At 69.5% G+C, this 20,809-nt stretch carries 19 protein-coding genes; 15 read left to right on the forward strand and 4 right to left on the reverse strand.

Annotation, left to right across the window (positions count from 1 at the left end; translation table 11 throughout):
* Positions 1-71 precede the first annotated feature (71 nt).
* Positions 72-728 carry a nucleoside triphosphate pyrophosphatase gene (locus J0I43_RS15465; protein WP_292865897.1) on the reverse strand — a complete coding sequence of 219 codons (657 nt, stop codon included), beginning with the start codon at positions 726-728 and terminating at the stop codon, positions 72-74.
* 71 nt (positions 729-799) lie between these two features.
* Between J0I43_RS15465 and J0I43_RS15470 the strand changes: the two genes are divergently transcribed.
* The 4 genes from J0I43_RS15470 (at position 800) to J0I43_RS15485 (ending at position 5,287) form a co-directional block, all read left to right on the forward strand.
* Positions 800-2,185 (forward strand): class I SAM-dependent RNA methyltransferase, encoded by a 1,386-nt coding sequence (locus J0I43_RS15470; protein WP_292865900.1) that lies wholly within the window; start codon positions 800-802, stop codon positions 2,183-2,185.
* 9 nt (positions 2,186-2,194) lie between these two features.
* Positions 2,195-2,875, forward strand: coding sequence for a response regulator transcription factor (locus J0I43_RS15475; RefSeq protein ID WP_292865903.1), 681 nt, complete (start codon positions 2,195-2,197; stop codon positions 2,873-2,875).
* Positions 2,853-4,193: an ATP-binding protein gene (locus tag J0I43_RS15480; RefSeq protein WP_292865906.1), complete on the forward strand. Its 1,341-nt coding sequence runs from the start codon at positions 2,853-2,855 to the stop codon at positions 4,191-4,193. Before J0I43_RS15475 ends, J0I43_RS15480 begins: the two co-directional genes overlap by 23 nt.
* A 77-nt stretch (positions 4,194-4,270) precedes the next feature.
* The gene (locus tag J0I43_RS15485) at positions 4,271-5,287 is read left to right on the forward strand and encodes a hypothetical protein (protein WP_292865909.1); all 1,017 of its coding nucleotides are present in this window, start codon (positions 4,271-4,273) and stop codon (positions 5,285-5,287) included.
* A gap of 235 nt (positions 5,288-5,522) precedes the next feature.
* Here the strand turns inward: J0I43_RS15485 and J0I43_RS15490 are convergent, their stop codons facing one another.
* Together J0I43_RS15490 and J0I43_RS15495 are read right to left on the reverse strand one after the other, a co-directional pair.
* The gene (locus J0I43_RS15490; RefSeq protein WP_292865912.1) at positions 5,523-5,774 is read right to left on the reverse strand and encodes an acyl-CoA carboxylase epsilon subunit; all 252 of its coding nucleotides are present in this window, start codon (positions 5,772-5,774) and stop codon (positions 5,523-5,525) included.
* A complete protein-coding gene (locus J0I43_RS15495; RefSeq protein ID WP_292865915.1) occupies positions 5,771-7,369 on the reverse strand; it encodes an acyl-CoA carboxylase subunit beta in 1,599 nt (532 codons plus the stop codon). The genes J0I43_RS15490 and J0I43_RS15495 overlap by 4 nt, the downstream gene beginning before the upstream one ends.
* Positions 7,370-7,660: 291 nt before the next feature.
* Between J0I43_RS15495 and J0I43_RS15500 the strand changes: the two genes are divergently transcribed.
* The 11 genes from J0I43_RS15500 (at position 7,661) to J0I43_RS15550 (ending at position 20,386) form a co-directional block, all read left to right on the forward strand.
* The gene (locus tag J0I43_RS15500; protein WP_292865918.1) at positions 7,661-8,449 is read left to right on the forward strand and encodes a biotin--[acetyl-CoA-carboxylase] ligase; all 789 of its coding nucleotides are present in this window, start codon (positions 7,661-7,663) and stop codon (positions 8,447-8,449) included.
* A gap of 146 nt (positions 8,450-8,595) precedes the next feature.
* A complete protein-coding gene (locus tag J0I43_RS15505; protein ID WP_292865921.1) occupies positions 8,596-9,171 on the forward strand; it encodes a PH domain-containing protein in 576 nt (191 codons plus the stop codon).
* A gap of 68 nt (positions 9,172-9,239) precedes the next feature.
* On the forward strand, positions 9,240-10,355 hold the full coding sequence (locus J0I43_RS15510) for a 5-(carboxyamino)imidazole ribonucleotide synthase (RefSeq protein ID WP_292865924.1): 1,116 nt from the start codon (positions 9,240-9,242) through the stop codon (positions 10,353-10,355).
* Positions 10,356-10,458: 103 nt separating this feature from the next.
* On the forward strand, positions 10,459-10,926 hold the full coding sequence (gene purE / locus J0I43_RS15515; protein WP_292865966.1) for a 5-(carboxyamino)imidazole ribonucleotide mutase: 468 nt from the start codon (positions 10,459-10,461) through the stop codon (positions 10,924-10,926).
* Positions 10,927-10,972: 46 nt separating this feature from the next.
* On the forward strand, positions 10,973-12,442 hold the full coding sequence (locus J0I43_RS15520; RefSeq protein WP_292865968.1) for an LCP family protein: 1,470 nt from the start codon (positions 10,973-10,975) through the stop codon (positions 12,440-12,442).
* 4 nt (positions 12,443-12,446) lie between these two features.
* A complete protein-coding gene (locus J0I43_RS15525) occupies positions 12,447-13,574 on the forward strand; it encodes a glycosyltransferase (RefSeq protein WP_292865927.1) in 1,128 nt (375 codons plus the stop codon).
* Between the two features lie 21 nt (positions 13,575-13,595).
* Positions 13,596-14,540 (forward strand): glycosyltransferase family A protein, encoded by a 945-nt coding sequence (locus tag J0I43_RS15530; protein WP_292865930.1) that lies wholly within the window; start codon positions 13,596-13,598, stop codon positions 14,538-14,540.
* Positions 14,537-16,825: a glycosyltransferase gene (locus J0I43_RS15535; RefSeq protein WP_292865933.1), complete on the forward strand. Its 2,289-nt coding sequence runs from the start codon at positions 14,537-14,539 to the stop codon at positions 16,823-16,825. Before J0I43_RS15530 ends, J0I43_RS15535 begins: the two co-directional genes overlap by 4 nt.
* 304 nt (positions 16,826-17,129) lie before the next feature.
* Positions 17,130-18,224: a glycosyltransferase family 9 protein gene (locus J0I43_RS15540; protein WP_292865936.1), complete on the forward strand. Its 1,095-nt coding sequence runs from the start codon at positions 17,130-17,132 to the stop codon at positions 18,222-18,224.
* 120 nt (positions 18,225-18,344) lie between these two features.
* Entirely contained in the window at positions 18,345-19,772 is a 1,428-nt protein-coding gene (gene rfaE2 / locus J0I43_RS15545; RefSeq protein ID WP_292865939.1) for a D-glycero-beta-D-manno-heptose 1-phosphate adenylyltransferase, read from the forward strand.
* Positions 19,773-19,804: 32 nt separating this feature from the next.
* Positions 19,805-20,386 (forward strand): SIS domain-containing protein, encoded by a 582-nt coding sequence (locus J0I43_RS15550; protein WP_292865942.1) that lies wholly within the window; start codon positions 19,805-19,807, stop codon positions 20,384-20,386.
* A 10-nt stretch (positions 20,387-20,396) separates the two neighbouring features.
* Here the strand turns inward: J0I43_RS15550 and J0I43_RS15555 are convergent, their stop codons facing one another.
* On the reverse strand, positions 20,397-20,741 hold the full coding sequence (locus J0I43_RS15555; protein WP_367267559.1) for an HAD hydrolase-like protein: 345 nt from the start codon (positions 20,739-20,741) through the stop codon (positions 20,397-20,399).
* Positions 20,742-20,809 lie beyond the last annotated feature (68 nt).

Below are 20,809 nucleotides of genomic sequence, written 5' to 3' on the forward strand. Positions count from 1 at the left end.
CAGCCTACTCAGCACACCCCACCCGTTTTTGGATCCCTCGCACAAGATCCGCGAGAAAACATGGTGTGAACCTACGAGGCGTCAGGGGAGGCCCACAGATCGGTCCAGCGGACGCCGAGCTCCGTGCACAGGTGTCGCAGCGTCGACAGCGACATCCCGACGACCGTGGACGGGTCGCCCTCGACCCGTTCGATGAAGGCTCCGCCGAGGCTGTCGACCGTGAACGCGCCGGCGACCTGCAGGGGCTCGCCGGTGGCGACGTAGGCGTCGATCTCGGCATCCGCCACGTCCGCGGCGAAGGTGACGGATGCCTCCGCGACGGCGTGCGCCTCACGCGGTGTCGTGCCCGGGGCGAGGCGGAACACGCTGTGGCCCGAGTGCAGGACGCCCGTGCGCCCGCGCATCTCGTGCCAGCGCGCGGTCGCGACCTCGGGGCGGTGCGGCTTGCCGAGGATCCGCCCGTCGAGCTCGAACATCGAGTCGCCGCCGATGACGATGCCGTCGAAGCCCGGATCCTCCGCCGCGACGGCTGCCGCGACGTCCTGGGCCTTGCGGCGCGCGAGCAGCAGGACGTGCTCGTCCGGGGCGAGCGTGCGGCCCTCGCCCGATTCGACCGCCGCGATGACCGCCTCCTCATCGACCTGCGGCGCGCGGGTCACCGGTTCGATGCCCGCCTGCCGCAGCAGCATGAGACGGGCGGGGGAGGTGGAGGCCAGGCACACGCGCATGGCTCCAGCGTACGAGGCCGGGGGTGCGCGGTCCGGAGAAACTGCCCGGCCCGGTGTGCGACCATCGGGGGATGCAGGATGGCGATCACCTCGACCTCGAGATCACTGACGTGGCCCACGGGGGCGTCTTCATCGCCCGGCACGACGGACGGGTCGTGTTCGTCGAGGGCGCGATCCCGGGAGAACGGGTGCGCGCCGTGCTCACCGACACCTCCAAGGCCGCTTTCTGGCGTGCCGACGTCGTGGACGTCGTGGATGCCTCGCCGCACCGCCGCCCGCACGTCTGGGCCGCGGCCGATGTCGCCGTGCCGCCGGAGGACCGCCCGGGAGGTGCCGACTTCGGTCACATCGACCTGGCCCACCAGCGCACGCTCAAGAAGCAGGTGCTCGACGACGCGCTGCGCCGCTTCGCGGGCATCGATGCGCCCGACACGACCATGGCCGCCGCCGGAGCGGCCGGCGCCGACGACCGCTCGGACGGGCTGCACTGGCGGACGCGCGTGAGCCTGCACGTCGACGACGAGGGCCGCATCGGACCGTTCGCGGCGCGCAGCCACCGCGTCACCCCGACCCCCGATCTGCCGCTCGCGACGGAGGCGATCGCGGAGGTCGCGCGCGGCCTCGAGGGGTTCGCCCCCGGCCGCGTGGATCTCGTCGAGCCGTCCGAGGGTGGCGTGCACGTCATCGTGCGCCCCGCTCCGCAGCCCCGCGCGCCGCAGAGCGCAGCCCCGCAGCCCCGCAGCCCCCGCGGTGGCGCCGGAGCGCGCCGCCGGGGCGGCCCGCGCCCCACGTCGCGGCCCACGCCGCACCGCGCGCCGGAGGACCCGACAGCTCGCGAGGTCATCGTCGAGCGGGTCGGCGCGCGGCGCTTCGCGGTGGATGCCGGCGGCTTCTGGCAGGTGCACCGCCTCGCGGCATCCACGCTCACCGCGGCGGTCCGCTCGGCTCTCGACGCGGCGGGCGGGGTCGATCCGGACGGGGCGCACCTCGACCTGTACGGAGGCGTCGGGCTGTTCGCCGCCACGATCGCCGAGATCGGGGGCCCGACCACGCGGGTCACGAGCGTCGAGGCGGACGCGCGGGCCACCGAACACGCGGGGGCCAACCTCGCGGAGTGGGTCGGTGCCCGCGCCGAGACTGAGCGCACCGACCGCTTCCTCGGGCGTCTCGTCGCGCAGGCGAGCGCCGCGGAGCGGGCGCGACTCGCCCGTGGCGTGGTGCTCCTCGACCCGCCGCGCGCGGGCGCGGGGCGCGAGGTCGTCGAGCGGATCGCCGCGCTGACCCCGGCATCCGTCGTCTACGTCGCGTGCGATCCCGTGGCCCTCGCGCGGGATCTCGGCACGTTCCGCGCTCTCGGGTACGAGGCTGCGCGCATCGACGCCTTCGACCTGTTCCCGCACTCGCACCACCTCGAGGCCGTCGCCGTCCTGCGCGCCACGGGCGCCGGCGCTCGCTAGGCTCGGGGCGTGTCCAGCGTCGCACTCATCGATGACCACGAATCCGTGCGTCTCGGGCTCGAGGCCGCCTGCGCACGCGCCGGTGTCGGCGTGGTCGTCCACTCGAGCGCCTCGGTGCGCGCCTACCTCGCGTGGCGTCGCGCCGTCGCGGCACCTCCTGCCGATGTCGTCGTGCTCGATCTGACGCTCGGCGACGGCACGACCGTCACGGAGAACGTCGATGCGCTCGTGCGCGAGGGATCAGCCGTGCTCATCCACAGCGTCGCGGACCGGCCCGCTGCGGTGCGCGAGGCGCTCGCCGCCGGAGCCGCCGGCGTCATCAGCAAGGCCTCCCGCACCGACGACGTCATCGCGGCGATCCGCACGATCGCGAGCGGGCAGCCGCTCGAGAACCTCGAATGGGCCACGGCGATCGACGGTGATCGCGCGTTCGCGGATGCGCAGCTGGCCAACCGTGAGCGGGAGGTGCTGCGGCTGTACGCGGCCGGGCTGCCGCTGAAAGCGGTCGCCGAGCGTCTGGGTATCTCCTACAACACCGCGAAGGAGAACATCACACGCATCCGCGTGAAGTACATCGAGGTCGGCTGTCCCGCGCCGACCAAGATCGACCTGCTGCACCGCGCGATCGAGGACGGACTCGTCGACGGGCGCGGCCGCGACGACGCGCATGACGACCTCGCCGCCCGCTGACCCCGCCGACCGCGCCGGTCACGACCCCGCAGGCGCGGCGGTCGCGGCGTCCCCCGCCGCGACCGTAACGGTCCCGGCCATCGCATCGGGTGCGCCGCGGCTCCCGCCGACGGGTCTGCGCGCGGAGAGCGGCGTCGCCGCGGAGCGCTTCACCGAGCGACGCATCGAGCGCATCCTGGCACTCGTCGTCGCCCTCGGCAGCGCCGTTCTCGGGACGCAGGCCTTTCTCAACGCACTCACCTCGACCCAGGAATCGGCCGCCTGGCACGTCGGGCTCATGATCGGGGCGTTCGCGCCGCTGGTGCTCATGATCGTCGCGCTCGCGGGCGGCGTGCTCACCCGTGCCGCCTCCGGGGTGTGCGCCGTCGCGCTCGCTCTCGTCTTCGTGTGCTGGCCGTTCGCGGCCGCGGGCGGTACGCCCGTTCCCGGCGTCGATCCATGGATCTGGTACTTGCTCAACGTCGCGTCGGCGGCCGCCGCGATGGCGTTCCCGCTGGCGTTGCAGATCGGCTGGACGGTCCTGGTCCCGGCCCTCTACGTCGCTGCACGGCTGTCTCCGTTCGGCCCGGCGACGGCGGACACCGTGACGCTCGTGCTGGATGCCGCCTTCGCACTCATCCTCGGCGGTGTCATCGTCGCGCTCGCATGGATGCTGAGGTCGGTCGCCGTCGGCATCGATCGCGCACGTCGCGACGCGATCATGTCATATGCGGCCGCGGCCGAGGCCGACGCCGTCGAGGCCGAGCGTGTCGCGGTCGCCGCCCTCATGCACGACAGCGTGCTCGCCGCCCTCATCGCCGCCGAGCGCGCCGCGACCCCGCGCGAGGAGGCTCTCGCCGTCGCGATGGCGCGCGAGGCGCTCACCCGACTCGCCAACGCCGAGCAGGATGCCGGCGAGGGCCCCGACGAACCCGTGCCGATCGCCGCTCTCGCCGGCGGCATCCGCCGGTCGGTCGGCGCCCCCCTCGACAGCGAGGATCGCGCGCTCGACGTGCGCGAGGACATCGGCGACGACGCGGGGGAGATCCCCGGGCGCGTCGCACGTGCGATCGTGCTCGCCGCGACGCAGGCGATCGCCAATGCGGTGCAGCACGCCGATGGCGCCGGCCTCGCCGTGACGGTGCGGGCGGATGCCGCCGGCGTCGCCGTGCGGATCGTCGACGCCGGCCGGGGCTTCGATCCCACCGACGTCGCGCAGGACCGCCTCGGCATCCGGGGGTCGATCGTCGCGCGCATGGCCGCGGTCGGCGGCCGTGCGCGCGTCAAGACGGGGCCTGCCGGAACGAGCGTGCTGCTCGAGTGGGAGCGGACGCGATGACGGCGCGCGCGGTGCACCGACCGCGTTCCGTCGGGCGAGGCGGGGACGGCGGCGTCGGCGGGCGGAGCGGCTTCCGCGTGGCGCTCTCGCTCCTCGCGGTCGCGTTCACGACGTATCTCGCCGTCGGCGGTCTCGTCTGGACGACGGAACCCGAGCACCCGATCGTCCAGATCGGGACGGTCATCCTCTACGTGCTCACGACGTGGGTCTGCATCTTCTGGAACGCGCGCAGCGAAGACCCCGCCGACCCCGTCCGGTCGCGGCTCGGACCGCGGCGGATCATGCCGGCATGGGCGGCCGTCCTCGCCCTCGCCGCCGCCGCGACGGTGCCCAACGCCAGCTGGTACGCCGCGGACGCCTCCGGCCGACTCGAGGGCTACGCCACCTGGAGCCTCGGTGCGATCGGAGCCCTCGGCGCGATCGTGATGGTGCGCCGCCGGCCCGTCGCCGCGTGGGCCTGCGTCTTTCTGGCGGCGGTGTCGGCGGCCGCGTGGATCGGCCCGCTCGACGCCCTCGCGCTGGGCGCGGTCGGCGCCGCCCTCTGGGTGGGGGTCGCGCAGCTCATCTCGTGGCTCATGGATCGCGCCGCCCGTGACACGGCCCAGCTCACCGAAGCGCAGCGCGAGGCGTCGGAGTGGCTCGCCTCGCAGGAGGGCATGCGGCGGGAGCGACGCACTCAGGTCCAGCGCGCGCTCGCCGTCGCCGGTCCCGTGCTCGCGCACACGATCGCGGTCGGCGGTCATCTCGACGCGCGCGAACGCGAGCTCGCGCGCGTCGCCGAGGCGACGCTGCGCGACGAGCTGCGCGGGGCGGCGCTCCTCGACGACGATGTGCGCGCCGCGCTGGCCGCGGCGCGCAGTCGGGGGGCGACCGTTTCGGTGCTCGACGAAGGCGGGCTCGACGAAGTGGATGCCGACGCGCGAGCGGAGCTCCGCGCCGAGCTCGCCGCGGTCCTCGACTCCGCCCGCTCGGAACGGCTCTACGTCCGCACGTCGACGCACGCGGACGTCGCCGTCACCGTCGTCGGCCGCTCCGAGGGGGAGGACGGCGAGGAAGAGGTCGACCTCTGGCACGAGGTGCGACGGCGACCCTGAGAAAGACAGGGGTCTCTGGGAGACTCGCGGTCTCCGGGGGAGAAGGAGGCGAGGGGCGGCGAAGCCGCCCGCCCCTCGCCGTGCGAGCCGGTTACCCGAAAACCTGCTCGCGAGGGTGCGGCGCGCCGCACGGAGTGCGAGCGCGTGCACCGAACGCAGAAGCGTTCCAGCACGACAAGTCTCTCGCGGCATCCCGCGTCTGTCTGTAGGTAGTTCGGGTGACAAAGATCAAGTGCTACCCGCCGAAGCGGCCCCAGCCGATCTCCCGCCGCAGCGGTGCGCGCAGCGAACGTGCCGAGATCCGCCACGCCGAGGGGCGTGGTTCGGTGTCGGCGATCGCGCCGGCGGCTTCGTGGGTGTACGCCTCGGTCACGACGGCGACGACGGCGGCGAGCTCCTCCGGCGTCGGATCGCCGCTCCGGATCTCGACGCGCACCGTCGCCGGAGCGGCGGCTGCGGCATCCACCGACGTGTCCGCGGCGCTCACAGCGGAATGTTCCCGTGCTTCTTCGCGGGCAGGCTGGCGCGCTTGCCACGGAGCGCGCGCAGCGCCTTGGCGACCGAGACCCGCGTCTGCGCGGGCTCGATGATGCCGTCGAGCTCGCCGCGCTCGGCGGCGAGGAACGGCGAGGCCACGTTGTAGGTGTACTCGTTGGCGAGCTTCGTGCGGACGGCGGCGACGTCCTCGCCGGCCTCCTCGGCCTTCTTGATCTCGCCCCGGTAGAGGATGTTGACGGCGCCCTGGCCGCCCATCACGGCGATCTCCGCCGTCGGCCACGCGAGGTTGACGTCGGCGCCGAGCTGCTTCGAGCCCATGACGATGTACGCGCCGCCGTAGGCCTTGCGCAGGATCACCGTGACGAGCGGCACGGTCGCCTCGGCGTAGGCGTAGAGCAGCTTCGCGCCGCGGCGGATGACACCCGTCCACTCCTGGTCGGTGCCGGGCAGGTAGCCGGGGACGTCGACGAGGGTGAGGATCGGGATCGAGAACGCGTCGCAGAACCGCACGAACCGGCTCGCCTTCTCGCCCGCCTCGATGTTGAGCGTGCCCGCCATCTGCGAGGGCTGGTTCGCGATGATGCCGACCGTGCGCCCCTCGATGCGGCCGAAGCCGATCGCGATGTTGGGGGCGAACAGCGGCTGCACCTCGAGGAAGTCGCCGCCGTCGACGACGTGCGAGATCACCTGCTTGATGTCGTACGGCTGGTTCGGGGAGTCGGGGATGACGGCGTTGAGCACGCGGTCGTCGTCCGTGGTCTCCCACTCGAAGGCGCTCTCGTAGACGGGGATCTCCGACATGTTGTTGTCGGGCAGGAAGCCGATCAGGGTCCGCGCGTAGTCGATCGCGTCGTCCTCGTCCTCGGCGAGGTAGTGTGCGACGCCCGACCGGGTGTTGTGCGTGTACGCGCCGCCGAGCTCCTCCATGCCGACGTCCTCGCCCGTGACGGTCTTGATGACGTCGGGGCCCGTGACGAACATCTGCGAGGTCTTGTCGACCATGATGACGAAGTCGGTGAGGGCGGGGGAGTAGACCGCGCCGCCCGCGGCGGGTCCCATGATGAGCGAGATCTGCGGGATGACCCCGGATGCCGCGGTGTTCAGGCGGAAGATCTCGCCGTACTTGCCGAGGGCGACGACGCCCTCCTGGATGCGCGCGCCGCCGGAGTCGAGGATGCCGATGATCGGCATCCCGCCGCGGAGGGCGAACTCCACGACCTTGATGATCTTCTCGCCCGCGACCTCGCCGAGCGAGCCGCCGAAGGTCGTGAAGTCCTGTGCGTAGACGGCGACCGTGCGTCCGTGAATGGTTCCGACGCCCGTGACGACGGAGTCGCCGTAGGGCCGTGAGCGGTCCATGCCGAAGGCGCTCGTGCGGTGACGGACGTACTCGTCGAGCTCGACGAACGACCCCGGGTCGACGAGCAGCTCGATCCGCTCGCGCGCGGTCATCTTGCCCTTGGCGTGCTGCTTCTGCTGCGCCGTGACTTCCGCGTCGACGACGGCTTCCTGGTACCGCGCGCGAAGGTCGGCGATCTTGCCGGCGGTGGTGGAGAGGTCGCCGTGGATGGTCTGATCTGTCACGCGTTCCACCCTAGCGAGCGGCGTGCGCGCTCGGTTGGGAGACTTCCACAACGGCTCGTGTGATCCGCTGTGGCATCCCGCCAGCAGGTCGATGCTCGGTTCCGTGCGCAGATATGCCGCGATCCGTCGTGAAGGCTCAGGGGTGGCGACCCGTCGTGACATGTCTGCGTAGCGGAGTTGGACAGATGTGGCGCGTTCGGTCGCTGAGCGGTGGTCTGGCGACGCTTCGCGACATGTCTGCGCCGAGAATCCGTGGATGCCACGGGGCTCCGCGGCGCATAGTGTGGCCGCATGACGATCCCTGCCGAAGGCTACCCGCTCGCCGCCGCCGTCAGCCCGCGGGTCCAGGTGCTCGATCACACCGATTCGACCAACGCGAAGCTGCTGCGGGATGCCGCGGAGAGCCCCGACGACCATCCGCACCTGTCGCTCGTGCTCACACGCGATCAGCGCGCGGGGCGCGGACGCCTCGACCGCGTCTGGTCCGCGCCACCGGGGACGGCGCTCGCCGTCTCGGTGCTGCTGCGCGTCGGCGCGGTCGCGATCGCCGACCGGGGATGGATCCCGCTCGTGGCGGGCGCTGCGCTGCGCAGTGCGATCGCGGCGCAGCTTCCGGGCGAGGACGTGAGCCTCAAGTGGCCCAACGACGTTCTCGTCGGCACGGGTGCGGGAGCGCGGAAGATCAGCGGCATCCTCGTCGAGGTGCTGCCCTCGGACCCGCAGACGGTCGTCGTCGGAGCCGGCGTCAACACCACGATGGCCGCGGTCGACCTGCCCGTCCCGACGGCGACCTCGTTCGCCGACCAGCGGGCGCAGGCCGATGAGGACGAGCTGCTCGCCGCCTTCCTCACCGCCCTCCGCGACGGCATCGCCGATCTCGCCGTCGGCGGGGGTGCCGCCGTCGCGGACCGCCTCGCGGCGCACTGCAGCACACTCGGCACCGAGGTCGTGGTGTCGCTGCCGGACGACACGACCCTCCGCGGCCGCGCCGTGCGGCTCGATCCCGCCGGGCGCCTCGTCCTCGAGGCACAGGGCGTCGAGATGGTCGTCGGGGCGGGAGACGTCGTCCACGTGCGCTGAGGCGAGCTCTCGCCTGAGCGCGCTGGCCGCGCCGATTCGTTCCGAAAGCAGGGCGGATCGGCCGTCGGCGCCGCGAACCGCTGCGAACCACCGCGAATCGGCCGGATGAGCCTGCTTTCGACCCGGATGACCGCCACAATGGAGGGGTGACTCAGCCGACCGCGTACACGGGCCGCCCGGTGACGCCGGCCCCCGGCGCCGAGGCGCGCGAGCTGCGTGTCGCGCGGGTGCGTGGTCACGCGCGCCGATTGTTCTGGTGCGCGGCGGTTCTCGTCGTCGCCAGCGCCGCCGTCGGCTACTTCACCGGGAACCTTCCCGCACCCTTCGAGGACTGGATGCTGTGGGCGGCGGCCGGGCTCGTCGTGCTGCTGCTCGTCGTCGTCCCGTTCCTGCGCTGGTTCGCCCGCACGTACACCGTCACGACGCGGCGGGTCGTCGCGCAGTCCGGGGTCCTGCGGCGCACGCGCACCGAGATCGGGCATGCCCGCGGCTACACGATCAGCGAGCGGCGTGGGCCGATCCAGCGGATGTGGGGCGCGGGGACCCTCACTCTCTCCAACGGCGTGGATGCGCCGCTGCGGATGGTCGACATCCCCTCGGTGCGTCTCATGAACGAGGCCCTCGCCGACCAGGTCGAGGTGAGCCAGATCCTCGCTCACCGCGACTCCCATGTGATGCCGATCGTCCCCGGTCCGCCCCCGCCCCTCCCGACCGACCTCTGAGCGGGCGCACGTCGGTCTCAGTGGCCTCCGCCGACCTGGGAAGATGGATGCCGACGGAAAGGGATGCCATGGCGTTGACACTCGGAATCGTCGGAGGCGGCCAGTTGGCGCGCATGATGATCGCACCCGCCGTCGAGCTCGGCATCGACGTGCGCGTGCTCGCGGAGGAGCCGGGCATGTCGGCCGCGCTCGCCGAAGCCGCGACGGGCGATTACCGCGACCTCGAGACGGTGCGCGCGTTCGCCCGCAGGGTCGACGTCGTGACCTTCGACCACGAGCACGTGCCGCAGGAGGTGCTGCGGGCCCTCGTCGCCGACGGGGTGGCCGTGCACCCGGGGCCCGACGCGCTGCAGTTCGCGCAGGACAAGCTGCGCATGCGCGCGCGCCTCGCCGAGCTCGGTGCGCCGCAGCCCGAATGGGCGGAGGTGTCGGATGCCGCGCAGCTGCGGGCCTTCCTCGACGCGAACGGAGGCCGTGCCGTCGTGAAGACCCCGCGCGGCGGCTACGACGGCAAGGGCGTGCGTGTCGTGTCGCACCCGGACGAGGTCTCCGACTGGTTCGGCGACGGGCCGCTGCTGGCGGAGGAGCTCGTCGAGTTCTCGCGCGAGCTCGCGCAGCAGGTCGCGCGCCGCCCCTCGGGCGATCTCGTCGTGTATCCCGTCGTGGAGACCGTCCAGCGCGGCGGCGTCTGCGCCGAGGTCATCGCGCCGGCCCCGCCCGGCGCTCCGCGCCTCGCGGAGGTCGCCGCCCGCATCGGCACGTCGATCGCGGAGGGCCTCGGCGTCACCGGCATGCTGGCAGTGGAGCTCTTCGAGACGACCGACGAGCGCCTGCTCGTCAACGAGCTCGCGATGCGCCCGCACAACAGCGGGCATTGGGGCCAGGACGGAGCGATCACGGGGCAGTTCGAGCAGCACGTGCGGGCCGTGCTCGACCTGCCGCTGGGTGACCCGTCGCCACGGCAGCCGTGGACGGTCATGGTCAACATCCTCGGCGGACCGGTCTCCGACACGCTCGAGAGCCGGTTCCCCGCGGCGCTGGCGGCGCACCCCGAGGTCAAGGTGCACACGTACGGCAAGGCGCCGCGCCCCGGCCGCAAGGTGGGTCATGTGAACGCCGTCGGCGACGACCTGGATGCCGTGGTCGAAGGCGCCCGCGCCGCGGCGGCGTTCTTCGCCGGCTGACGCCGGCTGCGCGCCGTTGCGGGGTTTCCCCAGGGTGTCGCCCTAGCCTTGTCGGGTGACCTCGCCGCTGCACTCCTCGCCCTCCCCGCTCATCGGCGTCGTCATGGGGTCGGACTCGGACTGGCGTGTCATGAGCGACGCGTCGCAGGCCCTCACCGACTTCGGCATCGCGCACGAGGTCGAGGTCGTGTCCGCGCATCGCACGCCCGACAAGCTCATCTCGTACGGCCGCACGGCCCGTGCGCGCGGGCTCAAGGCGATCATCGCGGGTGCGGGCGGCGCCGCGCACCTGCCCGGCATGCTGGCATCCGTCACCGCGCTTCCGGTGATCGGGGTGCCCGTACAGCTCGCGACGCTCGACGGGATGGACTCGCTGCTGAGCATCGTGCAGATGCCCGCCGGTATCCCCGTCGCGACGGTGTCGATCAACGGGGCGAAGAACGCCGGGCTCCTTGCGGCGCGCATCCTCGGCGCCTCGGACGCCGACATCGCTGATCGCGTCGAGCAGTACGCGCGTGACCTGGAGGCCCAGGTCGAGGAGAAGAACCGCCGCCTGAAGGAATCGCTGTGAGCGCGGGGGAGTCGCTGTGAGCGTGTCGGCCCCGCCCCGCCCGGGCATGCCCGGCGGTGCGCCGCGCGGCCCGTCGTCGCAGGGCGCACGACAGGCCGGGGTCATCCTGGGCGACCAGCCGCTCCGGCGCCCCGATACGCGCTCGCCTCAGGTGATGACGCGGCGGGCGTGGTGGCTCGTCGTGCTGAACTTCCTGCTGCCGGGTGCGGCGCAATCGCTCGCGGGCAGCCGCCGGCTCGCGCGGGTGGGGCTGACGGCGACGCTCGTCATGTGGCTGCTCGTCATCGCCGGCATCGGCGTGACGATCGTGTCGCCGGGTCTTCTCACGTCGCTCATGACGAACGGGTTCTTCCTGCTGCTCGTGCAGATCGTGCTGCTCGCGTACGCGGTCCTCTGGGTCGTGCTCACGATCGACACGCTCCGACTCGTGCGGCTCGTGAAGCTGAAGCCGAAGGCGCGGCCGCTCGTGGCGCTCCTCGCGATCGTGGGGCTCGTGATCGGGGGCGGTGGGGTGACGTATGCCGCGCAGCAGCTCATCGCGCCGGCGCGTGAGGCCCTGGCATCCATCTTCACGAACAACGATCCGCCCGTGCCGCCCTCCAACGGGTACTACAACTTCCTGCTGCTGGGTGCCGATTCGGGCCTCGGGCGCGACTCGATGCGGTTCGACAGCATCTCGGTGGTCTCGGTGAACGCGGAGACGGGCGGGGTGCACATCACCGGCATCCCGCGCGATCTCGCGTACGTGCCGTTCGCCGACGGGCCCATGCACGACCTCTACCCCGACGGTTTCGAGGGTCACTACTCGGAGACGTGCGGGTGGGGTCCCGGGATCAACCAGCTCATGAACGCCGTCGAAATCTGTCAGGACGACGGCGGCACAGGCCTGTATCCGGATGCCGCGGCGCACTCCTCGACGCCGGCGATCGAGGCGACGAAGTCTGCCGCGGAGGGCATCCTCGGCATCGAGATCCCGTACTACGTCTTCGTCGACATGAAGGGCTTCGCCGACATCGTCGACGCGCTCGGCGGGGTCGACATCACGGTGCAGGAGCGGCTGCCCGAGGGCGGCGGGCCGTCGTATGAGGGCGAGCCCGCCGAGGACTGGGCGATCGGCTGGATCGAGGCCGGTCCTCAGCACATGGACGGCGACACCGCGCAATGGTACGCGCGGTCGCGCTACACGACGAGCGACTGGGACCGGATGCGCAGGCAGCGCGAGCTGCAGCAGGCGATCCTCGCGCAGGCGAACCCGGCGAACGTGCTCCTGCGGTTCCAGCAGGTCGCGGCGGCGGGCGAAGACCTCGTGCAGACCGACATTCCGAACGGGCTGCTGTCGTTCCTCGTGCCCCTCGCGGCGAAGGCGAAGGAACTGCCCGTGCAGACGCTCGAGCTCACTCCCGAGGGTGCCGGGATCGACACCGACGAGCCGACCGCGGATGAATACGCGCACGTGCGCGACCTCGTCCAGCAGAACCTGTACCCGCCGTCGCCGACGCCCACGCCGGAGGGCTGAGGCCGTGCCCGCGGTGCTGAGGGTCGTGCTCGACCAGCTGGTCGCGCCGACGCATGCCGATCTGGGCATGGCGTCGCGGGAGCTGACGCGCGCTCTCGTACGGGCGGCGCCTGCGGGGTGCGTCGTCGCGGGGATCGTGCCCGCGGCATCCGACGTCGCGGGGGTTGTCGAGGGCGCGGTGCCGGGTCTCGCGGATCTCTCGCGGATGGCGCTTCCGCGGCGGGAGCTCGCGGCGTCGTGGCAGCTCGGGGTCGCGCCAGGGGTGGGCGGCGGCATGATCCATTCGCCGACGCTCCTCGCTCCGCTCGTCAAACACGATCGCGTGCACGCGAGCGATCAAACCGTCGTCACGCTGTGGGATCTGGATGCCTGGGACCGGCCCGCCGAGCTCGCGCGCGGCGCCGTCACGTGGCACAAGGCGATGCTGAAGCGCGCGGTGCGCTTCGCGGACGCCGTCGTCGTGCCGACGCACGCCATGGCGGTGCGGGTGTCGGAACTCGGATCGTTCGGCGATCGGGTGCGGGTGATCGCGGGCGCCGCGCCCGAGGGGTTCGCCGTGCCGGTCGATGAGATCGGTCGACGGCGTGCGCTGGACCTGCCGGAGGGCTTCGTGCTGGTATCGGGGTCGTCGGCACCGTCGGCGGGCGTGTCGGATGCCTTCGCTGCCGTCGTCGCCTCCGGCATCGATCTGCCGGTCGTGGTGCTGGACGCGCCCGAGGGGGATGAGCCAGGGGTGTTGGATCTCGCCGCGGCGGCGGGTCTCGGCGAGGGGCACGTGCACGTGCGAGGCGCGCTGGAGGATGCCGATCGCGCGGCCGTACTCGGCGGTGCGGTTGCGCTTCTCGCGCCGTCACGGCTGTCGGCGTTCCCGTGGCGGGTCGTGGAGGCGCTCGCGGCGGGGGTGCCGGTCGTGGCATCCGACACCGACGTGCACCGCGAAGTCGTGCTCGACGGCGGAGTCTTCGCGGATGCGGCGGAAGGCTTGGGGGAGGCGCTCGCCGGCGTGCTGGCCGGCGTGTTGGCCTCGACGACGGCGGTCGAGCGCTTCGGCGTGCTCGCGGCGGACCGCGGGAGGGCGTTCTCGTGGGCTGGTGCTGCCGAGCGTGTGTGGCAGCTGCACGCTGACCTGTAGGGGCGCCGATAAACTGCCCCTGTGGGTCATCGAGTCGCTGTAGTCGTTCGTACCAAGAACCGCCCGGAGTTCTTGAGACGAGCCCTTGCCGATATCGCGGCGCAGACGTACGGCGACCTCGAGATCATCGTCGTGAACGATGGTGGCGATCACGCGTTGGTGACTCGGGTGATCGCCGAATCAGACGTCGCTGAAAATGTCACGGTATGCGACACCGACCACCCCAGCGGACGCAGCGCTGCCGCGAACCTCGGCGTGAGCGCTGCCCAAACCGAGTTCATCGCATTGCACGATGATGACGACCTGTGGCATCCCGACTTTCTCGCCGACGGTGTCGCGTGGCTTGATGCTCATCCGGGATACGGCGGTGTCTCGATGACCACCGAGATTGTCTACGAGGAGCTTCGGGACGGCGCGTGGGGTGAGATCGAGCGGGTGCCGTTCTGGAATGGCATGACGCACATCTCGCTCGGAGAGATGCTCGTCGTCAATCGGATCGTCCCGATCTCCTTCCTCTACCGTCGGGCATTGCACGATGAGCATGGCGGCTACGACGTCACTTTGGATGCTGTGGAGGATTGGGATTTCTATCTTCGCGTGATGTGCACACATCCGATCGGATACCTGGCGGGGCCGCCGCGTGCATTCTGGACTCAGCGTCCGTCTGCCAGTGGTGCGGCAGCAAACAGCATGTTCGAGCTGGCTTCAGAGCACGCGCGGGACGACGCTATCGTCCGCGACAGAGCGCTCTCTAGGTGGATAGCCGACAACGACCTGGCACTGCCGCTCTACATTGGATCTGTCGAGAAGCGACTGCGTCACGAGTTCTCGGTCGAGCTCGCATCGCAGCTGGAGCGACAGCGCCATGAGATCGTGGGCTCGATGTACGACCACCACCCATTGTGGAGGCGGCTGCGCAAGCTTCGTGCGCGCTTCAGTCGGTCCCGCAGCACAGACGGCCAATGATCGGCAGCAAAGTGAGGTCGCGGGTTCGTGCGATGCGCGATGCTCCGATCGTGGGTGCGCTCGTGCGGCTGGTGGACCGCGTCTGGTGGTACCGAAAGATTCGGCGATCCGGCCTGGTCGATCGGGATTTCTATGCCGCCCAACTCGGCTGGCGGTCGATCTCCGCCAGCGCGGCCACGTGGCACTATGTCTCTCGCGGATTCCGCCGAGGTCTCAGCTTGAACCCACTCTTCGATGAGATTTTCGCGGGAGGAGGGTTGCCGGAGGTCTTTCGGGTGCCCGCCCTTTACGCGTACCTGGTCGGCGAACGCGATACGATCGCGGTCAATCCGTGGTGGGATGCTGTTGGCGCAGGAGGCGCCGTGGAAGGTCCGGCACTGGAACACGTGTGGACGAACCGTGGGCTCGAACTCATCTTGCGGGCGGGTGATCGAGAGCGACGAATGACGGTCACGGCCCTCCGGGAACTGGCCATCCGCGCGGCTCGGGAGTGGTCGTCGATGCGATGGTCGTCAGGCAGCGAAGATGTAGCTGCAGAATCCACGGCTCCGTATACCTTGGTGCGCTTCGTCCAGGCTCGCGATCGCAGGTACCACCGCAAGCTCGAACAGGTCGCACGGCTCGTGCAAGCAAACAAAATAGCGGCGTCGGCCGCGATGATCGAAGCCGATGCCTCGCAGTGGGTTTCCGCGACGGTGCTCTCTGAGATCGAGCCGGGTATCCGCTTCACGCTTTACAGAGCCCCCAACTCTTGGGGCGAAGTCGTTGCCTCCGAGACAAGGACAGTGCCAACGATCAATCCTCTTGTCGTCCTCGACGCACGGGCAGATTTCGACGACGTCGAAGTTGAGTCGCTCGCGCGTGAGGGGGGAAGTTCGGTGGCATTCCCGGCTCATCGAGCTCAGGATGGGACGCTCGTCGGATTGGGTGCCGCGAGAATTGGCGCGCGTACCTACCGCATCCTCCGCGGCCATCCGGTCGAGGATGCTTCGGTGATAGCGATGCGAGTGCTCGACGTGCCGATCGCGGTCGGGCGCAGCTTCGCTATGCCCTTCTCCCAGCTCTTCGAAGGGGGTGGCATTCAGGACGATGACGAGGACATCGAGGCGCTTTCGCTCCGCATGAATCGACGAGGCGCGATGCCCCGGGTTCTGCTCGACATCGTTCCCGTCTTGGAGGAGCCGGATCTGCCCGATTGGACCACACGTCACGCGTACGCTCACGGTATACAACCGGCGGCCGAGGACGATCGGCAGCGAGCTGAGGAGATCATTTCCTTTGCGGGGTTCGATGTTCGCGGCTGGAGCACTACGCGATCGGGACGGCCAACTCCGGCGCTGGAATGGCGGCGTCCACATTCGGACGCGCAACGCTGGGCCATCAAGATCTGTGCTCCGGCCGGCCGAGCAGGAGCTGTCTGGGGGGACACTCATTTTGCTCGCGGTCTGGCCAGTGCTCTGCGACGTCGTGGACACATGGTCGTGATCGATGCCTACGACGCCCGGGATCGTGACTCGGGCTACCTCGACGACGTAAGCGTTGCAATCCGTGGGCCCTACCGGATGAATCCGCCGCGATGGGGAGTGTCGTTGGAGTGGATCATCAGCCACCCGGACGAGGTGTCTCGCTCGGAGGTCGCGCGCCACGACGGTGTGTTCGCCGCCTCATCCGGATGGTCCGAACGCATGAGCAAGAAATGGGGGCTCAGCATCCGATCCCTTCTCGAGGCGACCGACACCGATCTCTTCCATCCACGTGGGCTCGAGCGCGGGTCGGACATCGTCTTCGTGGGCACAGCTCGAGGCATCGCGCGCCCTAGTGTGGTCGCGCCTTTGTCGGCCGGCATCCCCGTTAAGGTTTATGGTCCGGACTGGCGACCATTCATCTCTCAGTCCGCGATTGCTGCCCGCTCGATCCCGAACGTCGAGTTGCCTGCCCGATACGAGACGGCCGCGGTTGTGCTCAACGATCAGTGGCCTGCCATGCGCCGCGAGGGTTTCATCGCGATGCGTCCTTTCGATGCCGTTGCGGTCGGTGGCCGGGTGATCTCCGAGGAGGTCGAGGACATCGAGGAGATCTTCCACGGCGCGGTCGTGACCTACCGAGATGCATCCCATCTTGTGGAGCTGCTTCGAACGGATCCGTCGGAGCTCTTCCCCTCGGACGAGCGCTTGCGCGAGATCGCCGCGGATGTTCGACGCGAGCACTCGTTCGACGCGCGCGCGGCCGTTCTGGCCGCAGCAGCCCAAAGTGCTGCGCCCGTCGTCGACCGTGCGCGAGGATAGAATCGAACCCGGTCTGGCTTAGCGCTCCGCGCTTTCGAGGACTGCGGCTGCGTGACCCGGACGAACCGCCGCGAGCACGCTCGAGGGCCGGCCCGCGAGGTTCTCGACTCATAGACTCCGCGTCGTCTCGGGCGCGATGGAGATGAACGAACGAATGACGATACGAACTGCGCTCCGAAAGATCGAATGGCATGTGAACGCCATTCGTCACCGAGATCCGCTGTCACCGCGAACATTCTTGCGCCTCTTCGGTAGCGTGCGCAGACGACCGTGGGATACCCGTCGTAGCCCGAAAAGAGTTCTCGTGCTGCGCAGCGACGAGATCGGCGACACGGTCGCGACCCTCGCCTTGTTGGCGCCGATCCGAGCTCAGTGGCCGGACGCGGCAATCCACCTCCTGGTGAAGCCCGGTCCTGCGACTGTGTTCCACGCCATCACGACCATCGATCGGATCATTCCATGGACGCCCATCGGCGAAGGCTCTGCTCTCAAGCGTCAGGTTCTCACCGCGCGGCAGGCTGTTCGGCGGTTCGGTCTACGGGGATATGACCTCGCTGTGCTTCCGCGGTGGGACTTCGATGACACACCGATCCGTTACCTGGCCGCGGCTTCGCGGGCGCGCTCAGTCGTAGGCTTCGCCCCGGTTCCCGAACGCGAGCCAGTATGGCTGGGCGATCAGAGTCAACTGCTCACCGACGTAATCCCTCGCGGTGATGCGCCACTGCTCTCAGTCCAGCAGCTGGAACGCATTGGCCAGTATCTGGGACTTACGTGGTCGGACCCTGCCGACCAGCCAGTCGGTCGCGAGCTCTTCGACGTGGAGGATGAGCGCCGCGCGACTGAGTTGGCGGCGCTTCCGCCAGCGCCCGGTCTGGTGGTCGGGATTGGCATCGGTGCCCGCAATGCGAAGCGGCAGTGGCCTGTGTCGGAGATCGCCTCCGCGCTTTTCCAGCTTTCTGCCGCAGGACCTGTTTCCGCGCAGATCCTCGGCGGCGAGGTAGATACGGAACGGGCGAAGGAGCTGGCCGGCCTGCTGAGAGAGCGCGGCGTCTACGCCGCGGATCTGGCAGGTGCGCTCACGTTGAGCGAGAGTGCCGCGGCCATTTCCACGTGTGCTGTCTTCTTGGGCAACGACTCCGGGCTGCAACACATCGCCAGCAGTCTCAACATCCCCACGGTGGTCGTCACCTGCCATCCAGCAACCGGATCACCGTGGAGTGACAATGCGCCCGAGCGCTTCGGACCGTGGTCTCAACGTGCCGCCGTCCTTCAACCAGCGCAGCCGGCGGACGGATGTGCTGACGAATGCCTGGCTGACGAGCCGCACTGTATAACGGCAGTCCGCGCTTCAGACGTCGCCACGGCCATCAACAACGTGCTCAGCTCGGCTGCAGGCTGAGTCGGATACTCTCTTTCGGTCGGCACCGAGCGTGCTGGCCCCGTCAACGTCTGGACCCATCTGATGCCTGCGCCCTCACCAGTCACGCCGCACGATGTCCTCGCTTTCGAGTCGGCGCGGGTGATCGTCATCGGCGACGCGATGCTCGATAGGTATGTCGACGGCGCAGTGACGCGGATCTCTCCTGAGGCTCCGATCCCGGTGCTGCAGGTCCGGGAAGATCGTAGTGTGGCCGGTGGCGCTGCTAACGCCGCGATGAACATCGCAGGGCTGGGGGCGACGACGACGCTCATCGCTTCGTGGGGTGTGGATGAGTCGGGTCGCGAGCTAGAGCGTCTGCTCATTGGCGCGAACGTCGCTTTCACCCGGATTACGCGCGGGTCGGCGCCGACGATCGAGAAGCTCCGCGTGGTGGCGGGGCAACAGCAGATCGTGCGCGTTGATCGTGAGGACATCGCTCCCCTGGATCCAGACGGTGAGACCGCGGTTCTCGATGCGCTGACGGACGCGCTGAGCTCGCGGAGGGGCGGGACCGCCATCGTCATCTCGGACTATGCGAAGGGTATGCTCGCGGAGTCGACCGTCGCGAAGATCATCGCCGTCGCCGACGCGCACGCCATTCCCGTCGTTGTCGACCCAAAGTCCGTCGACATCGGAAAATACCGTGGCGCAGCGGTCGTCAAGCCGAACTTCGCCGAGGCGGTGCAGATGGCGAGAGTCGCGGCGGCGCCACCGGACGAGGCAACACTCGGCGTCATCGCTGACCGTCTCTCCTCCGACGGGATCGGAGCGCTCGCGGTGTCGATGTCCGCACTTGGCGTCGAGGTCATCGAGGGCGACACCCGGACGCGGATCCCCACGCGCGCGCGACTCGTCTCCGATGTTTCTGGCGCCGGCGATTCGATGATTGCGGGCATCGCGGTCGGTCTGGCGAGCGGGTTGAGTACGCTCAAGGCTGTCCAGGTCGGGAACATGGCCGCGGGTATCGCCTGCGGGCGTCCGGGTACGGCGGTAGTGACCAGAGCGGACCTCCTCGATGAAATGTTGGTGGAAGCGTCGCCGGAGCGTCGCCCGGGGACAATTGAGGATTGGGGCGAGCTTGCGAGATTGGTCAGCGTCGAGAAGGCAGCCGGCAGGACTGTCGTGTTCGCGAACGGCGTCTTCGACCTCCTGCACGCCGGTCACGTAACGCTTCTGAAGGCGGCGCGCGCGCTCGGTGACGTGCTCGTCGTGGGCGTGAATTCCGATGCATCGACGGGGCGCCTCAAAGGCCCGACGCGTCCGCTTCAGCCTCAATCGGATCGCATGGCTGTCCTGGATGCGGTCCGATACGTCGACTTCGTCACCGTTTTTGAGCAGGACACCCCGCGCGAGTTGATCCGTACCATTCAACCCGACGTCATCGTCAAGGGCTCCGACTATCGTGCAGAAGAGGTCGTCGGCGGGGAAGACGCCAAGGAATGGGGGGGACGCGTCCATATCGTGGACCTACTCGATGGAGTGTCGACGACGCGGCTGGCTCATGGCGAGCAGGTTCGCCGCAGCTGACGCTGCGAGCTGGGAGAGGGAAAGGCAAGAGTATGGGACTCGTTCAGGAAAACCTCCGGGAGAACGCCCGACGGATGAGCGCATTGGCGGACGACGCCGAGTTCGCCGCGGCGTTCGATAGCGCCGCGCACATCATGGTGTCGGCACTGCGCGGCGGCGGAACATTGTTCGCGTGTGGCAACGGCGGATCGATGACGAACGCGCAGCACTTCGCAGAGGAACTCACGGGTCGATTCCGAGGGAACCGGCCGCCGCTGCGAGCCATGGCGATCTCCGACCCCTCCCACCTGACATGCGTAGCGAACGATTACGGGTACGAGTTCGTCTTCTCGAAGTTCGTTGATGCATTCGCAAAGCCTGGCGATGTGTTGTTCGCGCTGAGCACGAGCGGCAAGTCTCCCAATGTCCTCCGCGCTGCGGAGTCTATGAAGGCGGCCGGTGGACTCGTTATCGGATCATCAGGTGTCGTGTCCTCGCCCCTCGCTCAGGTGGCGGATGTCACATTCGCGCTCGGCTCGAGCCGGTGGGCCGACCGTATCCAGGAATCGGAGCTCGTCGTGATTCATTCATTGATGCAGGCGATTGAGCACGGGCTGGGCTACTCCGCCGAGTGAATCCAGGGAGCTACCCCTCCAGCGCGCTGCCCACCCCGCGTGCGAACTCCGCAAGACTCGCGAATGTCACGTCTGCTTCCGGGTCGTTCCGATGGTCGATCCGAAACACTGCGCATCCCCCCGTCTCGGCGGCGAGCCGACGACCCATCTCGACGTCGGAATCTGTGTCGCCAATCATCACGGAGAGCGATGCTCTGATTTCGGGGTGGGCTTCGAGGTACTCAAGAGCCATGCCGGGATTGGGCTTTCGGCAAGGACAGTTGTCGCTTGCGAGGGGTGAGTCCCATAGCGTGGTGTCACTTCCCGCGGGGGTCTCGTCGTTGTAGACGATGGGGGGCCACCGTGGGATGACCAGTTGTTTCCGGCAAGAAGCAAAGAAGAGATCCCACGATGACCCAGAACCAGTCTGCCTTGACGACCCTG

The sequence above is a fragment of the Microbacterium sp. genome (assembly GCF_017305435.1).
Taxonomy (GTDB): Bacteria; Actinomycetota; Actinomycetes; order Actinomycetales; family Microbacteriaceae; genus Microbacterium.

What these genes read in the sequence shown, in the direction of transcription:
- J0I43_RS15510 (WP_292865924.1), top strand. Translation starts at nt 9,240, where the DNA reads ATGGCGTTGACACTCGGAATCGTCGGAGGCGGCCAGTTGGCGCGCATG.
- J0I43_RS15535 (WP_292865933.1), top strand. Translation starts at nt 14,537, where the DNA reads ATGATCGGCAGCAAAGTGAGGTCGCGGGTTCGTGCGATGCGCGATGCT.
- J0I43_RS15465 (WP_292865897.1), bottom strand. Translation starts at nt 728, where the DNA reads ATGCGCGTGTGCCTGGCCTCCACCTCCCCCGCCCGTCTCATGCTGCTG.
- J0I43_RS15520 (WP_292865968.1), top strand. Translation starts at nt 10,973, where the DNA reads ATGCCCGGCGGTGCGCCGCGCGGCCCGTCGTCGCAGGGCGCACGACAG.
- purE (WP_292865966.1), top strand. Translation starts at nt 10,459, where the DNA reads ATGGGGTCGGACTCGGACTGGCGTGTCATGAGCGACGCGTCGCAGGCC.
- J0I43_RS15480 (WP_292865906.1), top strand. Translation starts at nt 2,853, where the DNA reads ATGACGACCTCGCCGCCCGCTGACCCCGCCGACCGCGCCGGTCACGAC.
- J0I43_RS15500 (WP_292865918.1), top strand. Translation starts at nt 7,661, where the DNA reads ATGACGATCCCTGCCGAAGGCTACCCGCTCGCCGCCGCCGTCAGCCCG.
- J0I43_RS15470 (WP_292865900.1), top strand. Translation starts at nt 800, where the DNA reads ATGCAGGATGGCGATCACCTCGACCTCGAGATCACTGACGTGGCCCAC.
- J0I43_RS15550 (WP_292865942.1), top strand. Translation starts at nt 19,805, where the DNA reads ATGGGACTCGTTCAGGAAAACCTCCGGGAGAACGCCCGACGGATGAGC.